15 protein-coding genes are annotated in these 19,894 nt (G+C 59.4%); all 15 read left to right on the top strand.

Features of this window, described 5'->3' with window-relative positions; genetic code table 11:
- Positions 1-106 precede the first annotated feature (106 nt).
- Positions 107-1,183: an S-methyl-5-thioribose-1-phosphate isomerase gene (gene mtnA / locus AC1RB9_RS09150; protein ID WP_003091449.1), complete on the top strand. Its 1,077-nt coding sequence runs from the start codon at positions 107-109 to the stop codon at positions 1,181-1,183.
- Between the two features lie 236 nt (positions 1,184-1,419).
- Positions 1,420-4,191, top strand: a complete 2,772-nt coding sequence (gyrA, locus tag AC1RB9_RS09155) for a DNA gyrase subunit A (protein WP_003091448.1) — start codon at positions 1,420-1,422, stop codon at positions 4,189-4,191.
- A gap of 87 nt (positions 4,192-4,278) precedes the next feature.
- Positions 4,279-5,364: a 3-phosphoserine/phosphohydroxythreonine transaminase gene (serC, locus tag AC1RB9_RS09160; protein ID WP_003111764.1), complete on the top strand. Its 1,086-nt coding sequence runs from the start codon at positions 4,279-4,281 to the stop codon at positions 5,362-5,364.
- Positions 5,364-6,461, top strand: a complete 1,098-nt coding sequence (gene pheA / locus AC1RB9_RS09165; RefSeq protein WP_003091446.1) for a prephenate dehydratase — start codon at positions 5,364-5,366, stop codon at positions 6,459-6,461. The genes serC and pheA overlap by 1 nt, the downstream gene beginning before the upstream one ends.
- 68 nt (positions 6,462-6,529) lie before the next feature.
- Positions 6,530-7,639, top strand: a complete 1,110-nt coding sequence (gene hisC / locus AC1RB9_RS09170) for a histidinol-phosphate transaminase (protein ID WP_003115433.1) — start codon at positions 6,530-6,532, stop codon at positions 7,637-7,639.
- The gene (locus AC1RB9_RS09175; protein WP_003452751.1) at positions 7,632-9,872 is read left to right on the top strand and encodes a bifunctional prephenate dehydrogenase/3-phosphoshikimate 1-carboxyvinyltransferase; all 2,241 of its coding nucleotides are present in this window, start codon (positions 7,632-7,634) and stop codon (positions 9,870-9,872) included. Before hisC ends, AC1RB9_RS09175 begins: the two co-directional genes overlap by 8 nt.
- Positions 9,872-10,561, top strand: coding sequence for a (d)CMP kinase (gene cmk / locus AC1RB9_RS09180; protein ID WP_003091443.1), 690 nt, complete (start codon positions 9,872-9,874; stop codon positions 10,559-10,561). Before AC1RB9_RS09175 ends, cmk begins: the two co-directional genes overlap by 1 nt.
- A gap of 267 nt (positions 10,562-10,828) precedes the next feature.
- Entirely contained in the window at positions 10,829-12,508 is a 1,680-nt protein-coding gene (rpsA, locus tag AC1RB9_RS09185) for a 30S ribosomal protein S1 (protein WP_003091442.1), read from the top strand.
- Positions 12,509-12,644: 136 nt separating this feature from the next.
- The gene (gene ihfB, locus AC1RB9_RS09190; RefSeq protein ID WP_003091441.1) at positions 12,645-12,929 is read left to right on the top strand and encodes an integration host factor subunit beta; all 285 of its coding nucleotides are present in this window, start codon (positions 12,645-12,647) and stop codon (positions 12,927-12,929) included.
- Between the two features lie 25 nt (positions 12,930-12,954).
- Positions 12,955-13,209, top strand: a complete 255-nt coding sequence (locus tag AC1RB9_RS09195) for a lipopolysaccharide assembly protein LapA domain-containing protein (RefSeq protein WP_003452745.1) — start codon at positions 12,955-12,957, stop codon at positions 13,207-13,209.
- Positions 13,210-13,593: 384 nt separating this feature from the next.
- Positions 13,594-14,658 (top strand): LPS O-antigen chain length determinant protein WzzB, encoded by a 1,065-nt coding sequence (locus AC1RB9_RS09200; RefSeq protein ID WP_003452742.1) that lies wholly within the window; start codon positions 13,594-13,596, stop codon positions 14,656-14,658.
- Between the two features lie 109 nt (positions 14,659-14,767).
- Positions 14,768-16,036 (top strand): Vi polysaccharide biosynthesis UDP-N-acetylglucosamine C-6 dehydrogenase TviB, encoded by a 1,269-nt coding sequence (gene tviB / locus AC1RB9_RS09205; protein WP_003122248.1) that lies wholly within the window; start codon positions 14,768-14,770, stop codon positions 16,034-16,036.
- A 40-nt stretch (positions 16,037-16,076) separates the two neighbouring features.
- A complete protein-coding gene (locus AC1RB9_RS09210) occupies positions 16,077-17,099 on the top strand; it encodes an NAD-dependent epimerase/dehydratase family protein (RefSeq protein ID WP_003122249.1) in 1,023 nt (340 codons plus the stop codon).
- Positions 17,100-17,297: 198 nt separating this feature from the next.
- Positions 17,298-18,722, top strand: a complete 1,425-nt coding sequence (locus tag AC1RB9_RS09215; RefSeq protein WP_003452719.1) for a lipopolysaccharide biosynthesis protein — start codon at positions 17,298-17,300, stop codon at positions 18,720-18,722.
- Between the two features lie 196 nt (positions 18,723-18,918).
- Positions 18,919-19,890: a glycosyltransferase family 4 protein gene (locus AC1RB9_RS09220; protein ID WP_169787782.1), complete on the top strand. Its 972-nt coding sequence runs from the start codon at positions 18,919-18,921 to the stop codon at positions 19,888-19,890.
- Positions 19,891-19,894: the final 4 nt, after the last annotated feature.

Here is a 19,894-nt window from a genome sequence, read left to right on the forward strand (position 1 = left end):
GGCGCATCCTGGGCGCAGAGCGGGAAGCCGGAAGTATACCCGAGCGTCCGCGGCTGGGGCTCGTTATAATCCGCAGCTTTTCCGTGATTCAGCGAGAGGTGTGTGCATGCGAGAGCGACTGCTGGCGGCCGAGCGGGTCAAGGCGATCGAGTGGCGGGACGGTACGCTGCGGTTGCTGGATCAGCGCCTGCTGCCCCAGGAGGAGGTCTGGCTCGAACACGAGTCGGCGGCCGAGGTGGCCAAGGCCATTCGCGATATGGTCGTGCGCGGCGCGCCGGCCATCGGCATCAGCGCCGCCTACGGCATCGTCCTTGGCGCCCGCGCGCGCCTGGCGCAGGGCGGCGACTGGCGCGCCGCGCTGGAGGAGGACTTCCGCCTGCTGGCCGACTCGCGACCCACGGCGGTCAACCTGTTCTGGGCGCTGAACCGCATGCGCGACCGTCTGGAGCGAATGAAAGAGGGCGACCAGCCGCTGGCGGTGCTGGAAGCCGAGGCGATCTCCATCCATGAAAGCGACCGCGAGGCCAACCTGACCATGGCCCAGTTGGGCATGGAGCTGATCCGCAAGCAGCAGGGCAGCCCGCAGAACATCCTCACCCACTGCAATACCGGCGCCCTGGCGACCGGCGGGTTCGGCACCGCGCTGGGGGTGATCCGCGCCGCGCACCTGGAAGGCCTGGTCAATCGCATCTACGCCGACGAAACCCGGCCCTGGCTCCAGGGCTCGCGACTGACCGCCTGGGAGCTGGCCAACGAAGGCATCCCGGTCAGCCTGAACGTGGATTCGGCCGCCGCGCACCTGATGAAGACCGAAAACATCACCTGGGTCATCGTCGGCGCCGACCGCATCACCGCCAATGGCGATGTCGCCAACAAGATCGGCACCTACCAGCTGGCGGTCAACGCCATGCACCACGGCGTGCGCTTCATGGTGGTGGCGCCGAGTTCGACCATCGACATGAACCTGGAGAGCGGCGAGGACATCCCGATCGAAGAGCGCGACGGTCGCGAACTGCTGGAAATCGGCGGGCGACGGGTGGCGGCCGAGGTCGATGCCTACAATCCGGTATTCGACGTGACCCCGGCGGACCTTATCGATGCCATCGTGACCGAGCGTGGCGTCGTCGAGCGTCCCGACGCCGAGCGCATGGCCGCCCTGATGAGCCGCAAGCGCCTGCATTGAACGAGGCGACTGGAGGTCGTCCCCGCCAGGGCCTTTGCCTTGGGCTGGGGCGTGGGCTGTGGTAAGCTCCGACGGTTATTCGAGCGCCCCGCGGAGGGGCCTCGAGAGTGCGCGAATCCTTGACTCAAGTCGTTGATTTGTAGTGAGTTGGCGCTGCTCGGGCATGCGCCGACCTACTTCGTTTGCCTCAGGATCGAGGCGGCGAAGTTCCACCAGAAAAAGGAACCAGGCTTCTCATGGGCGAACTGGCCAAAGAAATTCTCCCGGTCAATATCGAAGACGAGCTGAAACAGTCCTATCTCGACTACGCGATGAGCGTGATCGTCGGGCGGGCCCTGCCGGATGCACGTGACGGCCTGAAGCCGGTGCACCGCCGTGTGCTTTATGCCATGAGCGAGCTGGGCAACGACTGGAACAAGCCCTACAAGAAATCCGCCCGTGTGGTCGGCGACGTGATCGGTAAGTACCACCCGCACGGCGACACCGCGGTCTACGACACCATCGTGCGCATGGCGCAGCCGTTCTCGCTGCGCTACATGCTGGTAGACGGCCAGGGCAACTTCGGTTCGGTGGACGGCGACAACGCCGCAGCCATGCGATACACCGAAGTGCGCATGGCCAAGCTGGCCCATGAACTGCTGGCTGACCTGGAAAAGGAAACCGTCGACTGGGTGCCCAACTACGATGGCACCGAGCAGATCCCGGCGGTCATGCCGACCAAGATTCCCAACCTGCTGGTCAACGGTTCCAGCGGTATCGCCGTGGGTATGGCGACCAACATCCCGCCGCACAACCTCGGCGAAGTGATCGACGGCTGCCTGGCGCTGATGGACAACCCCGACCTGACCGTCGATGAGCTGATGCAGTACATCCCCGGTCCGGACTTCCCCACCGCCGGCATCATCAACGGCCGCGCCGGGATCATCGAGGCCTACCGCACCGGTCGCGGGCGCATCTACATCCGTGCCCGCGCCGTCGTCGAGGAGATGGAGAAGGGCGGCGGTCGCGAGCAGATCATCATCACCGAGCTGCCGTACCAGTTGAACAAGGCGCGGTTGATCGAGAAGATCGCCGAGCTGGTGAAAGAGAAGAAGATCGAGGGTATTTCCGAGCTGCGCGACGAGTCCGACAAGGACGGCATGCGCGTGGTCATCGAGCTGCGTCGCGGCGAGGTGGGCGAGGTGGTCCTCAACAACCTCTATGCCCAGACCCAGCTGCAGAGCGTGTTCGGCATCAACGTGGTGGCCCTGGTCGACGGCCAGCCGCGCACGCTGAACCTGAAGGACATGCTCGAGGTGTTCGTCCGCCACCGCCGCGAAGTGGTGACCCGGCGTACCGTCTACGAGCTGCGCAAGGCCCGCGAGCGCGGGCACATCCTGGAAGGCCAGGCGGTCGCCCTGTCGAACATCGACCCGGTGATCGAGCTGATCAAGAGTTCGCCGACCCCGGCCGAGGCCAAGGAACGCCTGATCGCCACTGCCTGGGAGTCCAGCGCGGTGGAAGCGATGGTCGAGCGTGCCGGCGCCGACGCCTGTCGCCCGGAAGACCTGGATCCGCAGTACGGCCTGCGCGACGGCAAGTACTACCTGTCGCCGGAACAGGCCCAGGCGATCCTCGAGCTGCGCCTGCATCGCCTGACCGGCCTGGAGCACGAGAAGCTGCTCTCCGAATACCAGGAAATCCTCAACCTGATCGGCGAGTTGATCCGCATCCTGACCAACCCGGCGCGCCTGATGGAGGTGATCCGTGAGGAGCTGGAAGCGGTCAAGGCCGAATTCGGCGATGCTCGCCGCACCGAGATCGTGGCTTCCCAGGTCGACCTGACCATCGCCGACCTGATCACCGAGGAAGACCGTGTGGTGACCATCTCCCACGGCGGCTACGCCAAGTCCCAGCCGCTGGCCGCCTACCAGGCGCAGCGTCGCGGCGGCAAAGGCAAGTCCGCCACCGGGATGAAGGACGAGGACTACATCGAACACCTGCTGGTGGCCAACAGCCATGCGACCCTCCTGCTGTTCTCCAGCAAGGGCAAGGTCTACTGGCTGCGTACCTTCGAGATTCCGGAAGCCTCGCGTACCGCGCGTGGCCGGCCGCTGGTGAACCTGCTGCCGCTGGACGAGGGCGAGCGGATCACCGCGATGTTGCAGATCGACCTGGAGGCGCTGCAGCAGAACGGCGGCGCCGATGACGACCTCGACGAAGCCGAAGGCGCGGTGCTCGAGGGCGAGGTGGTCGAGGCCGCCGAGGTCGAGGAAGTCGAGGGCGAGACCGCCGAGCTGGTGGCCGAGCCGACCGGCGCCTACATCTTCATGGCCACCGCCTTCGGTACCGTGAAGAAGACCCCGCTGGTGCAGTTCAGCCGTCCGCGCAGCAGCGGCCTGATCGCGCTCAAGCTGGAAGAGGGCGACACCCTGATCGCCGCCGCGATCACCGATGGCGCCAAGGAAGTCATGCTGTTCTCCAGCGCCGGCAAGGTGATCCGCTTCGCCGAGAGCGTGGTGCGCATCATGGGCCGCAACGCCCGCGGCGTACGTGGCATGCGCCTGGGCAAGGGGCAGCAGCTGATCTCCATGCTGATTCCGGAGTCCGGGGCGCAGATCCTCACCGCCTCCGAGCGCGGCTTCGGCAAGCGTACCCCGCTGAGCAAGTTCCCGCGTCGCGGCCGCGGCGGCCAGGGGGTGATCGCCATGGTCACCAACGAGCGCAACGGCGCGCTGATCGCCGCGGTACAGGTCCAGGAAGGCGAGGAGATCATGCTGATTTCCGACCAGGGCACCCTGGTGCGGACGCGTGTCGACGAAGTCTCCCTGTCCGGCCGCAATACCCAGGGCGTAACCCTGATCAAGCTCGCCAGCGACGAGGTACTGGTCGGTCTGGAGCGTGTCCAGGAGCCGTCGGGCGGAGATGACGAGGACCTGCCCGAGGGCGAGGAAGCTGCCGAATCTCTGGGCGAGTCGGCCGAGTCCGAGTCCGAGCCCGCGGCGGAAGCGGAAGGCAACGAAGAGTAAGGCTCGGGGCGGGCGCCTGCGCCCGCCCGGCCGATGACCTCGGCGGATAACTCACGGCTATCCGCCCTACCTATAGCGAGAGTGGATGTGAGCAAGCGAGCCTTCAATTTCTGCGCCGGTCCCGCGGCGCTTCCCGACGCAGTTCTGCAACGTGCCCAGGCCGAGCTTCTCGACTGGCGGGGCAAGGGCCTTTCGGTCATGGAAATGAGCCACCGTAGTGATGACTACGTGGCCATCGCCAGCAAGGCCGAGCAGGACCTGCGCGACCTGCTCGACATTCCCTCGGACTACAAGGTGCTGTTCCTGCAGGGCGGCGCCAGCCAGCAGTTCGCCGAGATTCCGCTGAACCTGCTGCCCGAAGATGGCGTCGCCGACTATATCGATACCGGTATCTGGTCGAAGAAGGCCATCGAGGAGGCTCGTCGCTATGGCACCGTGAATGTCGCGGCCAGCGCCAAGGAGTACGACTACTTCGCCATTCCGGGTCAGAACGAGTGGACGCTGACCAAGGACGCGGCCTATGTGCACTACGCCTCCAACGAGACCATCGGCGGCCTCGAGTTCGACTGGATTCCCGAGACCGGCGACGTGCCGCTGGTCACCGACATGTCCTCCGACATCCTCTCGCGCCCGCTCGACGTGTCCCGCTTCGGCCTGATCTATGCCGGGGCGCAGAAGAACATCGGCCCGTCCGGCCTGGTGGTGGTGATCGTTCGCGAAGACCTGCTCGGCCGCGCCCGCAGCGTCTGTCCGACCATGCTCAACTACAAGATCGCCGCGGACAACGGTTCCATGTACAACACCCCGGCGACTTACTCCTGGTACCTGTCCGGCCTGGTCTTCGAATGGCTGAAGGAGCAGGGCGGGGTGACCGCGATGGAGCAGCGCAACCGCGCCAAGAAGGACCTGCTGTACAAGACCATCGATGCCAGCGACTTCTACACCAACCCGATCCAGCCGAGCGCCCGCTCTTGGATGAACGTGCCGTTCCGCCTGGCCGACGAGCGTCTCGACAAGCCGTTCCTGGAAGGCGCCGAGGCGCGCGGGCTGCTCAACCTGAAAGGCCACCGCTCGGTCGGCGGCATGCGCGCTTCCATCTACAACGCCCTTGGCCTGGACGCGGTCGAGGCGCTGGTCGCATACATGGCGGAGTTCGAGAAGGAGCACGGCTGATGGCGGACCAGGACCAGCTCAAGGCCTTGCGCCTGCGCATCGACAGCCTCGACGAGAAGTTGCTCGAGCTGATCAGCGAGCGTGCCCGTTGCGCCCAGGATGTGGCGCGAGTCAAGACCCAGACCCTGGGCGAGGGCGAGGCGCCGGTGTTCTACCGTCCCGAGCGCGAAGCCTGGGTGCTCAAGCACATCATGCAATTGAACAAGGGGCCGCTGGACAACGAAGAGGTCGCGCGGCTGTTCCGCGAGATCATGTCGTCCTGCCTGGCGCTTGAGCAGCCGCTGAAAGTGGCCTATCTCGGACCCGAGGGCACCTTTACCCAGGCCGCGGCACTCAAGCATTTCGGCAATGCGGTGATCAGCACGCCGATGGCGGCGATCGACGAGGTGTTCCGCGAGGTCGCTGCCGGCGCGGTGAACTTCGGCGTGGTGCCTGTGGAAAACTCCACCGAGGGGGCGGTCAACCATACCCTCGACAGCTTCCTTGAGCACGACATGGTGATCTGCGGCGAAGTCGAGTTGCGTATCCACCATCACCTGCTGGTCGGCGAAACCACCAAGACCGACAACATCACCCGGATCTATTCCCATGCCCAATCCCTCGCGCAATGTCGCAAGTGGCTGGACTCGCACTACCCGAGCGTCGAGCGGGTGGCGGTGTCGAGCAACGCCGACGCGGCCAAGCGGGTGAAGAGCGAGTGGAATTCGGCGGCGATCGCCGGCGACATGGCGGCCAGCCTGTACGACCTGAGCAAGCTGCACGAGAAGATCGAGGACCGCCCGGACAACTCCACGCGCTTCCTGATCATCGGCAACCAGGAGGTGCCGCCGACCGGCGACGACAAGACCTCGATCATCGTTTCCATGCGCAACAAGCCGGGGGCCCTGCACGAGCTGCTGGTACCGTTCCACAACAATGGTATCGACCTGACCCGCATCGAAACCCGCCCGTCGCGCAGCGGCAAATGGACCTACGTGTTCTTCATCGATTTCGTCGGCCACCATAAAGAACCGCTGATCAAGGACGTCCTGGAGAAGATCGGCCAGGAAGCCGTCGCCCTGAAGGTCCTGGGCTCCTATCCGAAAGCGGTGCTCTGAGCGCGCTGTCATTCCGAAGAGACGGGTCATCGATGAATGCCCCGTCCCGCGTCGAGGCTGAACTATCCATGTCCGATTTCCTTGCCCTGGCCCAGCCGGGGGTGCAAAAGCTGTCGCCCTACGTCCCTGGCAAGCCGGTGGACGAACTGGCCCGCGAGCTGGGCATCGACCCTGCGGCGATCGTCAAGCTCGCCAGCAACGAGAACCCGCTGGGTGCGAGCCCAAAGGCGCTGGAGGCTATCCGCGCCGAACTGGCGGAACTGACCCGTTATCCTGACGGCAACGGTTTCGAACTCAAGCGCAAGCTGGCCGAGCGTTGCGCGGTGGATGCGGCGCAGGTGACCCTGGGCAACGGCTCCAACGACATTCTCGACCTGGTCGCCCGTGCCTACCTCGCGCCTGGTCTGAACGCCGTGTTCAGCGAACATGCCTTCGCCGTCTACCCGATCGCCACCCAGGCCGTGGGCGCCGAGGGGCGGGCGGTCAAGGCGCGCGCCTGGGGGCATGACCTGGAAGCGATGCTCGCCGCCATCGATGGGCAAACTCGCGTGGTGTTCGTCGCCAACCCGAACAACCCGACCGGGACCTGGTTCGGTGCGGACGCCCTGGAGCGGTTCCTCGCCCAGGTGCCGGCGGAGGTGCTGGTGGTGCTGGACGAGGCCTATATCGAATACGCCGAGGGAGATGAGCTGCCCGATGGCCTGGACTACCTGGCGCGGCACCCCAACCTGCTGGTCTCGCGGACCTTCTCCAAGGCCTATGGCCTGGCTTCGCTGCGGGTCGGCTACGCGCTTTCGAGCAAGGCGGTGGCCGATGTGCTCAACCGCGTGCGCCAGCCGTTCAATGTCAATAGCCTGGCACTGGCGGCTGCCTGCGCGGCGCTGGACGACCATGACTACCTGGCGCAGAGTCGCCGCCTAAACGATTCCGGCATGGCGCAGCTGGAGGATGGCTTCCACGCGTTGGGCCTGTCCTGGATTCCCTCGAAGGGCAACTTCATCGCCGTGGATCTGGCTCGCGATGCCGGTCCGGTCTACCAGGCGCTGCTGCGCGAAGGTGTGATCGTGCGTCCGGTGGCTGGCTACGGGATGCCGACCTTCCTGCGCGTCTCCATCGGGCTACCGGAAGAGAACGATCGTTTCCTCCAGGCGCTGGGCAAGGTGCTGGCGCATGACTGAGGTCACGCCGCTGCAACAGTCGACCCCTAAGCTGGGCCGCCTGGTGGTGGTGGGGCTGGGCCTGATCGGCGGCTCCTTCGCCAAGGGGTTGCGGAGCAAAGGGTTGTTCCGGGAAGTGGTCGGCGTGGATCGGGATGCCGAGTCTTGCCGCCTGGCGGTGGAGCTCGGCGTGGTCGACCGTTGCGAGGAGGATCTTGGCCGCGCCTGCGTCGGCGCCGACGTGATCCAGTTGGCGGTGCCGATCCTGGCGATGGAGCGGGTGCTGGCTGACCTGGCGAAGCTCGACCTGGGCAAGGCTGTATTGACCGACGTTGGCAGCGCCAAGGGCAATATCGTGCGTGCCGCGCGTGTCGCGTTCGGCGGGATGCCGCGGTACCTGGTACCGGGGCATCCGATCGCGGGTTCCGAGCAGAGCGGAGTGACCGCGGCGAAGGCGACCCTGTTCCGCCGGCACAAGGTGATTCTCACGCCCTCCGCGGAGACCGATGCCGACGCGCTGGCGCTGGTCGACAGCCTGTGGCGCGCGCTGGGCGCGGACGTCGAGCACATGGAGGTCGAGCATCACGACGAGGTTCTGGCGGCCACCAGCCACCTGCCTCACCTGCTGGCCTTCACCCTGGTCGACTCCCTGGCCAAGCGCAGCGAGAACCTGGAGATCTTCCGCTATGCCGCCGGCGGTTTCCGTGATTTCACGCGGATCGCCGGCAGCGACCCGGTGATGTGGCACGACATCTTTCTCGCCAATCGCGAGGCGGTGCTGCGTACACTGGATGTTTTTCGTGACGACCTCGACGCGCTGCGCGAGGCCGTCGACACTGGGGACGGGCACCAGTTGTTGGGCGTTTTCACGCGCGCCCGGGTAGCCCGTGAGCATTTCAGCAAAATCCTGGCCCGTCGGGCCTATGTGGACGCCATGCACAACAACGACCTGATTTATCTGGCCCAGCCGGGCGGCAGCCTGTCCGGAACCATCCGGGTACCGGGCGACAAGTCGATTTCCCATCGCTCGATCATGCTCGGCTCCCTGGCCGAAGGCACCACCGAAGTGGAGGGCTTCCTCGAGGGCGAGGACGCACTGGCAACCATCCAGGCGTTCCGCGACATGGGAGTGGTGATCGAGGGGCCGCAGAACGGCCGCGTCACCGTCCATGGCGTTGGCCTGCACGGCCTCAAGGCGCCGCCTGGGCCGATCTACCTGGGTAACTCCGGTACTTCCATGCGTCTGCTCAGCGGTCTGCTGGCGGCCCAGCCGTTCGACAGCACCCTGACCGGCGACGCTTCCCTTTCCAAGCGGCCGATGAATCGCGTAGCCAAGCCGCTGCGCGAGATGGGCGCGGTAATCGAGACGGGGCCGGAAGGCCGTCCGCCGATGACCATTCGCGGCGGCCAGCGCCTCACCGGTATGCATTACGACATGCCGATGGCCAGCGCCCAGGTGAAGTCCTGCCTGTTGCTCGCCGGGCTCTACGCCGCGGGTGAGACCTCGGTCACCGAGCCGGCGCCGACCCGCGACCACACCGAGCGCATGCTGTGCGGCTTCGGCTATCCGGTGGAGGTCGAGGGCAGCACCGCCAAGGTCGAATCCGGGCATAAGTTGAGCGCCACCCATATCGAGGTCCCGGCCGACATTTCCTCGGCGGCCTTCTTCCTGGTTGCCGCCAGTATCGCCGAAGGTTCGGAACTGGTCCTGCAGCACGTCGGCATCAACCCGACGCGCGTCGGCGTCATCGAGATCCTGCGCCTGATGGGTGGTGACCTGAGCCTGGAAAACCAGCGCGAGGTCGGCGGCGAGCCGGTCGCCGACATCCGCGTGCGCTCCGCGCGGCTCAAGGGCATCGACATTCCCGAGGACCTGGTGCCACTGGCTATCGACGAGTTCCCGGTACTCTTCGTGGCTGCCGCCTGCGCCGAGGGGCGCACGGTCCTGCGTGGCGCCGAAGAGCTGCGGGTCAAGGAGTCGGACCGTATCCAGGTCATGGCTGACGGCCTGAAGGCCCTGGGCGTGAAGGCCGAGCCGACCCCGGATGGCATCGTCATCGAGGGTGGTGCGTTCGGTGGCGGCGAAGTCTGGGCGCACGGCGACCACCGTATCGCCATGTCCTTCAGCGTCGCTTCGCTGCGCGCCAGCGGGCCGATCCGCATCCACGACTGCGCCAACGTCGCCACCTCCTTCCCCAACTTCCTCGCCCTGTGTGCCCAGACCGGTATCCGGGTCGCCGTGGAGAACAATTGATGAACGGCGCTGTACCGATGCTCGCCATCGATGGCCCCAGTGGCGCCGGCAAGGGCACGGTCGCCGGGCTGCTCGCCCGGCGCCTGGGCTGGAACCTGCTGGATTCCGGGGCGCTTTATCGGCTGTTGGCGTTCGCCGCGGTCAACCATGGTGTCGACCTGACCAATGAAGAGGCGCTGAAGGTCCTGGCTGCGCACCTCGATGTGCAGTTCGTCGCTGCCGATGGCAGCCATGGGCAGCGCATCATTCTCGAAGGCGAGGAAGTGACCGATGTGATCCGTACCGAGCAGGTCGGTGCCGGCGCCTCACAGGTCGCCGCCTTACCGGCCGTGCGCGATGCGTTGCTGCAGCGCCAGCGGGCGTTCCTCGAAGCGCCGGGGTTGGTGGCCGACGGCCGCGACATGGGCACCGTGGTATTTCCCGATGCGCCTCTGAAGATATTCCTCACCGCCTCGGCGGAGGAGCGTGCGCGTCGACGCTACCTACAGTTGAAGGCGAAGGGCGCGGATGTCGACCAGTCTGCCTTGCTGGAAGAAATCCGCGAGCGCGACGAGCGCGACAGCCAGCGCGCGGTCGCGCCGCTGAAACCGGCCGATGACGCGATCCTGCTGGACTCCACCGAAATGAGCATCGAGGCGGTGGTCGAGACGATCATCCGGCACTGCGAGCGGCAGGGCTGGGACGTCTGAGGTTTTGGCGCGGGAATTGACGATACAGGGCCTGGTTGCTAATATTCCAGACCTTATGTTGTGGCGTTTTGCAGGTGCGGCGAGGGTTGCCTCCCGACTTGCCTGGCGCCATCGCAGAACAACCCAACTGGGCATTCCCATTCGGGAGTGCAATCAGAAGCTAGCAGGAAACCAGCAAATTGTCCTGCGGCTTCATTTAATGACTTGACCGCATTGGCTGGTGATGCGGAATCGGGCCCTTCCGGGCCTTTGACTACAGGTATGAACATGAGCGAAAGCTTCGCAGAACTCTTTGAAGAAAGTCTGAAATCCCTCGACATGCAGCCGGGTGCCATCATCACCGGCATCGTGGTCGACATCGATGGTGACTGGGTCACCGTCCATGCCGGTCTGAAATCCGAGGGCGTCATCCCGGTCGAGCAGTTCTACAACGAACAGGGCGAACTGACCATCAAGGTGGGTGACGAAGTCCACGTCGCACTGGACGCGGTAGAAGACGGCTTTGGCGAGACCAAGCTGTCCCGCGAGAAAGCCAAGCGCGCCGAGAGCTGGATTGTTCTGGAAGCGGCTTTCGCTGCCGACGAAGTGGTCAAGGGCGTCATCAACGGCAAGGTCAAGGGCGGTTTCACCGTCGACGTCAACGGCATCCGCGCGTTCCTGCCGGGTTCGCTGGTCGACGTGCGTCCGGTTCGCGACACCACCCACCTGGAAGGCAAAGAGCTCGAGTTCAAGGTCATCAAGCTCGACCAGAAGCGCAACAACGTTGTCGTTTCCCGCCGCAGCGTCCTGGAAGCCGAGAACAGCGCCGAGCGTGAAGCTCTGCTGGAATCGCTGCAGGAAGGCCAGCAGGTCAAGGGTATCGTCAAGAACCTCACCGACTACGGCGCGTTCGTGGACCTGGGCGGCGTAGACGGCCTGCTGCACATCACCGACATGGCCTGGAAGCGCATCAAGCATCCGTCCGAGATCGTCAACGTTGGCGACGAGATCGACGTCAAGGTCCTGAAGTTCGACCGCGAGCGCAACCGTGTATCCCTGGGCCTGAAGCAACTGGGCGAAGACCCGTGGGTTGCCATCAAGGCGCGTTACCCGGAAGGCACCCGCGTCATGGCCCGCGTCACCAACCTCACCGACTACGGCTGCTTCGCCGAGCTGGAAGAGGGCGTGGAAGGCCTGGTACACGTCTCCGAAATGGACTGGACCAACAAGAACATCCATCCGTCGAAAGTCGTCCAGGTTGGCGACGAAGTGGAAGTTCAGGTTCTGGACATCGACGAAGAGCGTCGTCGTATCTCCCTGGGTATCAAGCAGTGCAAATCCAACCCGTGGGAAGACTTCTCCAGCCAGTTCAACAAGGGTGACCGTATCTCCGGTACCATCAAGTCGATCACCGACTTCGGTATCTTCATCGGTCTGGACGGCGGCATCGACGGCCTGGTCCACCTGTCCGACATCTCCTGGAACGAAGTCGGCGAAGAAGCCGTACGTCGCTTCAAGAAGGGCGACGAGCTGGAAACCGTCATCCTGTCGGTCGACCCGGAGCGCGAGCGCATCTCCCTGGGCATCAAGCAGCTGGAAGACGATCCGTTCTCCAACTACGCGTCCCTGCACGAGAAAGGCAGCATCGTCCGCGGTACCGTGAAGGAAGTCGACGCCAAGGGCGCTGTCATCAGCCTGGGCGACGACATCGAAGGTATCCTGAAGGCTTCCGAAATCAGCCGTGACCGTGTCGAAGACGCGCGCAACGTCCTGAAGGAAGGCGAGGAAGTCGAAGCCAAGATCATCAGCATCGACCGCAAGAGCCGCGTCATCAGCCTCTCCGTCAAGTCCAAGGACGTCGACGACGAGAAGGACGCAATGAAAGAACTGCGTAAGCAGGAAGTAGAAAGCGCTGGTCCGACCACCATCGGTGATCTGATCCGTGCTCAGATGGAGAATCAGGGCTAAGTCTCTGATCCATCATGAAAAAGGGCGGCCTAGGCCGCCCTTTTTCGTTTTCCCCTTCTTGGACCTGTTCAAAGACTGATCAGCATGCTAAAAGAGACCTGAGCTGATCTAGCCGCTTGAAAAAGAAGGGAAAACCATGACCAAGTCGGAGTTGATCGAACGGATCGTTACCCATCAGGGGCAACTGTCCGCGAAGGATGTCGAGTTGGCAATCAAGACCATGCTGGAGCAAATGTCCCAGGCCCTGGCGACCGGGGACCGGATCGAGATCCGTGGTTTCGGCAGCTTTTCCTTGCACTACCGCGCCCCGCGCGTCGGTCGCAACCCCAAGACCGGGGAGTCGGTACGACTCGACGGCAAGTTCGTGCCGCACTTCAAGCCGGGCAAGGAGTTGCGGGATCGGGTCAACGAGCCGGAGTGACTCTGGCAGATACGAGGTTTTTTCAATGCAATGGCTCGGGCGGATTTTGACTGCTGTGTTTGTGTTGGTGGTTGCGCTGGTGGTCCTGGTTTTCGTATTGGAAAATCAGAATAGCGTCAGCCTTGCCTTCCTTGGGTGGCACACTCCTGACGGTCCGCTTTCTCTCTTCGTGTCTCTGGCTTTCATCCTCGGTGGGCTCGGTGGGTTGTTGAGTGGGGCATTGCTTCGTTTGAGGGGGCGTCGACAAAAATCTCTTCGCTCTGAATCAACCTCTCTATAAGTTCGTCCCTTCCGAACTAATTGCGTGCCAGCTCCGCAGTGGGTCTCTTCTTGCTGAAAAGGGTTGCTGCCGGCGGGTCGTAACCTCTCGTGGAAGGTATCCTCTGGCCTGCTTGACCCCATTTTTCTGCTGTGGGCACTAATCTCTGACTGTCTTGTCTAACATACGTCCGTGCATCCTGAATCGCGAGCTAGGCTCTGTTATCAGCGATTGGTGCGCTGAAGGTGTTTGCGTCGTATCCCTATCTCCTGGAGTCGATGGTCGCGACCGTGCGGCTTGTAATCTCGTAGCATGCTGTCAAAATGCAGCAGCTTCCTGATGCATCTCCACGTCAGGAGGGGGGCTGCCGCATGATGACTCCTTAACCCAAGAATTGGATCCGTTGTGACAGAAAAAAATTTTCCCTCCTATAAAGCCAAGAGCGGCGAGTTCGATCTGATAGAGATTATGAGTGGGTTGTGGTCCCTGAGATGGCTGATTGCTTTGCTGGCAGTGTTGCCGGTGTTGTTGGCTATTGTTTATCTATTCATCACCAAGCCCGTCTATGAGGCTCGTGTCTCGACGCTGCCTCCTTCACTCAGCGATATAGCTGGTTTCAACTTGGGAAGATCGGAAAACGGGCTTCCCGCGTTTTCGGCAAATGGTGTCTATTCAATCTTCGTGCGAAATCTCCAGTCCGAAGAGACTCGCCGTCAGTTCTTTCGAGATGTATATATTCCTTCCTTGGAGGAGGGGGCTTCTGTTGGTTCGCGGGATCAGCTTTATGCGCTTCTCATGAATTCGGTAACTATTCAGAAGCCTAGCAAAGAGGATAGCGAGCGCTACACTGTCGTCATCGAGCGGCATGATCCTTTGCAGGCGGCGGAGTGGGGCGAGAAATATATAGGAATTGCAGTCAAGCGTTCCATGCAGGAAATGCAAGAAGGAGTACGCCGCGAGTTTCAAGTGAAGAATCGCAATATACAGCAACAGATCGACATCTTGCGTGAAACTGCGAAGGCTCGCCGTGAAGATCGTATCTCTCGACTGAAAGAGGCGTTGCGCGTTGCGGAGGCCTTGAAGCTGGAAAATCCTCCGTTGATAGAAGGGCAGGTTGATCAACAGCTTTCCTCCATCATGGAAGGCGGACTGATGTACATGCGTGGTGCCAAGGCTATTCGGGCAGAAATAAAAACGCTGCAAGATCGTGTCTCCGATGATCCTTTCATTCCCGCATTACGAGGCTTGCAGGAGAAGTATGCTCTTCTGGAGGGGCTGACGCTGAATCTCGATAAAGTCGCTGTTTTTCGTCAGGATGGTACGATAGAGGTGCCAGATGATCCCGTCCGTCCAAGAAAAGGCATAGTGCTTATCCTAAGCATGCTTGCTGGTGGTTTTTTGGGGGTTGCGGTGGCTCTAGCCATCCTTATGGTGAGAGGTGGGTTTAGGCGCACGGTCGATGCTGCATGAGTTTTTTGCTTGTAGGGTCGGCAGAAGTTTATAGTCAATGGGATTTTCAGTTTTCAATCCATCGGATTTTGGTTGAGAACTGTTTTACATGAAGTGAGGTGCGCGTTAAATGAAGGATCTGAAGGTTGCAGTTGTTGGGCTAGGCTATGTTGGTCTTCCGCTTGCTGTTGAATTTGGTAAAAAACGAACCGTTGTCGGTTTCGATATCAATCAGGGGCGAATCGCTGAACTGCGGCAAGGCATTGACTCTACTCTTGAAGTAGATGCGGCTGAGTTGAAAGAAGCGTCCGAACTGAGCTTTACTTTCAATCTTCAGGACTTGCAAAAGTGCAATGTTTTCATTGTGACGGTTCCTACACCTATTGATGAACATAAGCAACCCGACCTCACCCCTCTTGTAAAGGCCTCGGAGAGCATCGGAAAGGTTCTGAAGAAGGGCGATATTGTAATTTATGAGTCTACCGTTTACCCGGGAGCGACGGAAGAAGACTGCGTACCTGTTCTGGAAAAATTTTCCGGGCTGAGGTTTAACGAGGACTTCTTCGCCGGTTATAGCCCCGAGCGCATCAATCCCGGCGATAAGGAACATCGGGTCTCTTCGATCAAGAAGGTCACTTCCGGCTCTACGCCGGAGATCGCGGAGTTGGTTGACTCCCTGTATAGAGAAATCATCACTGCCGGTACTCACAAGGCGAGCAGCATTAAAGTCGCTGAGGCTGCCAAGGTGATCGAAAATACGCAGCGAGATCTCAATATTGCTCTGATCAACGAACTCGCCATCATTTTCAATCGAATGGGTATCGATACCGAGGCGGTCCTCAAGGCTGCCGGCACGAAATGGAATTTCATGCCGTTCCGCCCGGGCCTAGTCGGCGGTCATTGCATCGGAGTCGATCCATATTATCTGACTCATAAAGCCCAGAGTATTGGCTATCATCCAGAGATCATCCTGGCTGGCCGCCGTTTGAATGACGGTATGGGTGCCTACGTCGTTTCGCAACTGGTCAAGGCTATGCTCAAGCGTCGTATCCACGTGGACGGTGCTCGCGTTCTGCTTATGGGGCTTACATTCAAGGAAAATTGTCCAGACCTCCGCAATACCAAAGTCGTCGATATTGTCCGTGAGTTGGCGGAATACAACATACAGGTTGATGTTTTTGATCCTTGGGTGAGCGCCGAAGATGCCATGCATGAGTATGGGATTACTCCAGTCGGTACGCCATCCCATGGCGCTTATGATGGAATTATCCTTGCGGTCGCGCACAGTGAATTCAAAAATATGGGCGCAGAAAATATACGAAAGTTAGGGAAGGCTGAGCATGTTCTCTATGATCTGAAATATCTGCTCGATGAAGATCAGTCTGATCTACGCCTGTAAGATCAGTTGTAAGCTTTGTGAGTAGACGAGAGGGAATATGATGAGTCGTTATGAAGAGCTAAGAAAGGAATTGCCGGCGCAGCCGAAAGTCTGGCTGATTACAGGTGTGGCGGGCTTTATTGGCTCTAATCTTCTTGAAACTTTGCTAAAACTTGATCAGAAGGTTGTCGGCCTGGATAATTTTGCTACTGGTCATCAGCGGAACCTGGACGAAGTGCGGTCCTTGGTTAGCGAGAAGCAATGGTCAAATTTTAAACTTATTCAAGGTGATATTCGCAATCTGGATGATTGCAATAACGCCTGTGCAGGTGTTGATTACGTTTTACATCAAGCTGCCTTGGGTTCGGTGCCGCGTTCTATTAACGATCCGATCACCTCCAATGCAACGAACATCGATGGTTTCTTGAATATGCTGATTGCAGCCAGAGATGCCAAGGTGCAGAGTTTCACTTATGCGGCAAGTAGCTCTACCTATGGAGATCATCCCGGTTTACCGAAGGTGGAGGATACTATAGGTAAGCCTCTTTCCCCTTATGCGGTTACCAAATATGTGAATGAGCTTTATGCCGATGTGTTTTCGCGCTGCTACGGCTTTTCGACCATTGGGCTTCGTTATTTCAATGTGTTCGGTCGTCGACAGGATCCCAATGGTGCCTATGCGGCAGTCATACCAAAATGGACCTCTTCGATGATCCAGGGTGATGACGTCTATATTAACGGTGATGGCGAGACCAGTCGGGATTTTTGTTATATTGAAAACACCGTTCAGGCCAATCTGCTTGCTGCAACCGCGGGGCTTGATGCTCGTAATCAAGTTTACAATATTGCTGTTGGCGGGCGGACGAGTTTGAATCAGTTGTTCTTTGCGCTTCGCGACGGCCTTGCCGAAAACGGTGTGTCCTATCACCGGGAACCTGTTTATCGTGATTTTAGGGAGGGGGATGTACGTCACTCTCTCGCTGATATCAGCAAGGCTGCCAAACTGCTGGGGTATGCGCCGAAATATGATGTGTCTGCAGGTGTGGCGTTGGCCATGCCTTGGTACATCATGTTTTTGAAATGATATTCACTCTGGTGCGTTTGGATGAAAGTAGCGTCGTTTCCAAGAGCGGCGCTATTTTTGCTTTTGAGAGTCGCCTGGTGCTCCAAGTGCTCAATATTAGGGGCGTGTGATTCTCTATTTTCATCGCGGAGCACTTTTTCTATGATTGTTTTTTTATTTTTTACTCATTGTTTTCTCTTTTTTATGGTTTAGAAAAGTATGCTGGGAAAACATAGTCTGGTTTATTTTTTGTTCAAGTCTTTTCCGGCAATATTGACTCTTGTCGGTCTTTCCGTTTTTACTCGTCTGTTGAGTCCGGGTGAGTATGGAGTCTATTCGCTGACAATTATAGTTGTTGGCTTCCTCAATACGGTTTTCTTGCAATGGGTGGCGCTGGGGGTTGGTCGTTATCTGCCTGAGTGTAGTGATGACCAAGCTCGGGCGAGGCTTCTTGGCACGGCTAGGGCCATTAGCTTCCTTGTTTCACTCGTTATCATATTCGTCACGTTCCTGCTTTGGGAGTGGCGTGAAGAGATAGGTTTCTCTATTCTTTATTATATGGTCGGTTTTCTTTGCCTGGCACAGGCTTGGCATGATTTGAATCTGAAGATTCAAAATGCGATCTTGCAGCCGCTGACCTACGGGAAAATGTTGTTGATCAAAGGGGCTGGAAGCTTCTTTATCGGTGTTCTCCTTGTTTATTTCGGGTTTGGCGTTGATGGTTTGCTGCTGGGTACGCTTGTGTCTCTGGTACTGGCGACCGTTTTCTTCCAAGATGCGTGGCGGGGAGTCAGTTGGGCGTTGGTAGACAAGGAGCAGTTAACCAGGTTGTTTGCCTATGGTGCACCACTGACGCTTACTTTCCTTTTTGCATTCATAGTCAATGCGTCTGATCGCTTCTTTATTGGGGCATTTCTGGGGGATGCCGCGGTAGGTGTCTACTCGGTGTCATATGACCTAGCGCAATATAGTGTTGGTACAGTGGCTTCTGTCGTTCACCTGGCGGCTTTTCCGCTGGTAATGGAGAAACTTTCCAAGAGCGGCTTGCCACAGACACAGGACCAACTGCGGAAGACCTTTATTTTTATCTTTGCAGTAGTCTCGCCTGCTGCCTGTGGCCTGGCCATGGTGGCTCCGGAAATTTCAGGATCTATTATGGGCGAAGAGTTTCGTGAGGGTGCCCTAAAGATAATTCCGTTGATATCCCTTTCGGCTTTTCTGGGGGCCTTGAAATCTTTTTACTTTGACTACTCTTTCCAATTGGCTAGTGCTACACGAGTGCAGGTTGTGACAGTGGCGGTGTCGGCAGTGGTTGATGTTGTGTTTAATTTAATCCTTATTCCGGAGTTTGGGGTAGTTGGCGCGGCGGTATCTTCTGTTATGGCGTTTTCCTCTGCAATACTAATTAGTATCTTCTTGGGGCGACGTGTTTTCCCAATGCCCGCCCTTCCGGGGAAAGATGCTATGAAAATTGCGTTGTCTGTGCTGTTGATGGCGGTGTCAGTTGCATCCTTCAGTTTGGAGAGTGCTTTTTTTGGCCTGGTTGTGAAAGTTGTCTTGGGGGGAGGGGTCTATTTGGCGGCAATGATTGCTCTTGATGTATCTGGCATGCGTACTTTCCTGAAGAGCAAGCTAATTCGATGATAAGCAGTATGCCGACTTGCTTTCTGTTTGGAGGGGATGGGTCCCGGTTTGGTGGGGAGTGCCCAGAGCACTGCGATCTCCCGTTGGACAGGCGTGTCCAGGAATCAAGGAGGGGTAAATCATGATAGCGGAGCTCCCAGCAGTGCGGGTTCGGGCTTTTACCCAAGGTAGATCCGTTCCCAGTTCGAGATTTCGCGTGAAGGCTCTGCTCGAAGGGCTTGGCACGCGAGGTATCGACATGCATATGTCGGAAGCGCTGGTCTCTGCCTATCCTCCGCCTCGTCGACTGGATCGCCCGCTTTGGTTGCTGAGAGAACTGCTTCACCGCCTTCCTCAGGTAATCGGCTCTTACGGAAGTGACGTTGTGATCCTTCAACGAGAGCTTCTCTCGACAATTCCAACTCTTGAGTTTCTTACCAAGGCGCCCAGAATTCTGGATGTCGATGATGCAATATGGCTGCATCGTAGGGGGATCGCCGCGAATTCGATTGCTCGTCGTGTCGACCATATCGTGTGTGGCAATCAATACCTGGCCGATTACTTCGGTCAGTTCGGTAGGCCGACTACGATCATTCCGACGGGCGTCGATACTCTTCGTTTTTCACCCAGAAGGGAACGCAGGGAGAATAGAGTGATCGGCTGGTCCGGCACGTCGGGTGGCTACCGCTTTCTTTATGACATAGAAATCCCGCTGTCCCACCTGTTCAGAGATCACCCCGAATGGAAATTGAGGATCGTTTCGGACCGTCCTCCCGAGTTCAAGGTCATTCCAGCCGAAAAGGTTGAGTTCATTCGCTGGACAGAGACCAATGAGGTCGAAACGATTGCCGGAATGGATATCGGTATAATGCCTCTTGCCGATGATCTATGGTCGAGGGGGAAGTGTAGCTACAAAATGTTGCTTTATATGGCCTGTGGCTTGCCGGTAGTGGTTTCCGAGTATGGTATGAACCGCGATGTTCTAGCCCGAGGCTTCATCGGATATGGTGCGGTGGACGACGAGGGCTGGTATGAGTCACTTGCGGCTTTGGTCAAAGATCCGGAAGCCCGTGTGCGTGCAGGGCAAAATGGAAGAGATATTATCGAAAGGCACTATTCTCTCGATGTCGTTTGTGACCTGTGGGCAATGGTCATTGGCTCGGTAGCGCCTGGAAAGGGAACGAGGTGATTTG

It is taken from the genome of Pseudomonas sp. 20-5 (genome assembly GCF_056782835.1).